At 61.5% G+C, this 1,253-nt stretch carries 1 protein-coding gene; it reads right to left on the bottom strand.

Annotated elements, in window-relative coordinates; all coding sequences use genetic code 11:
- Positions 1-1,253, bottom strand: a 1,253-nt coding sequence (locus tag AWB68_RS45105) for a CoA-acylating methylmalonate-semialdehyde dehydrogenase (RefSeq protein ID WP_143282070.1), incomplete at both ends; no start/stop codon positions are given.

Below are 1,253 nucleotides of genomic sequence, written 5' to 3'. Positions count from 1 at the left end.
TTGATACCGACCATGCCGACCTTGATCTGCCGCGAGAACGCCCGCGCGACGCCACCATCCGATGTAAAGCACGACACGCCATTGGCAAACTCGTGTCCGTTGATCAGTTCGACCGCGCTTGCAAAGTCCGGCACGCGCACCACGCTCAACACCGGGCCGAAGATTTCTTCCTTGTAGATGGTGCTGTCGGTGCTGACGTCATCGAACAGCGTGCCGCCGAGGAAGAAGCCGTTTTCGTGCCCCTCGACCTTGTGTCCGCGACCATCGACGACGAGCTTCGCCCCCGACTTCACACCCGCCTCGATATAGCCTTCAACCTTCGCGCGATGCACACCGGTCACAAGCGGCCCCATCTCGGCATCGCGTTCCATGCCGTTCTTGATGACCAGCGACTTCACACGCGGCGTCAGGCGTTCGATCAACTCGTCGGCGATATGACCGACTGCGACAGCCACCGAGATCGCCATGCAGCGCTCGCCGGCCGAACCATACGCCGCGCCGATCAGCGCATCGACGGCTTGATCGAGGTCCGCATCCGGCATCACGACCAGATGGTTCTTCGCACCGCCCAACGCCTGCACGCGCTTGCCGCGTTTCGTGCCTTCGGTGTAGATGTATTCGGCAATCGGCGTCGAGCCGACGAACGACAGCGCTTCGACATCGCGATGCGCGAGCAACGCATCGACGGCGGTCTTGTCGCCGTGCACCACGTTGAAGACGCCATCGGGCAAGCCAGCTTCCTTGAGCAACTCGGCAAGCCGGATCGATGCCGACGGATCGCGCTCGGAAGGTTTCAACACGAACGTGTTACCCGCAGCAATCGCGATCGGGAACATCCAGCAAGGCACCATCATCGGGAAGTTGAAAGGCGTGACGCCCGCCACCACGCCGAGCGCCTGCCGCAGATTCCAGTTGTCGATGCCGCCACCGATCTGGTCGGTGAAATCGGTCTTCAACAGGTTCGGAATGCCGCAAGCAAACTCGACGATTTCGATGCCGCGCATCACTTCGCCTTGCGCATCGGTGAACACCTTGCCGTGCTCACGCGTGATCAACTCGGCAAGCTCGTCATGATGTTCATCGAGCAACTGCTTGAACTTGAACATGACGCGAGCGCGCTTGATCGGCGCCATCTCGCTCCATGCGGGAAACGCGGCTTTTGCAGCAGCGACCGCAGCGTCGACCTCGGCAACGCTCGCCAAAGGCACTCGCGACGAAACCGCGCCGGTCGCCGGATTGAACACGTCGCCGAA

This window comes from Caballeronia choica (genome assembly GCF_001544535.1).
Classification (GTDB): domain Bacteria; phylum Pseudomonadota; class Gammaproteobacteria; order Burkholderiales; family Burkholderiaceae; genus Caballeronia; species Caballeronia choica.
The sequence above is the reverse complement of the archived record's forward strand: the minus strand, read 5'-3'. Positions and strand labels throughout refer to the sequence as shown.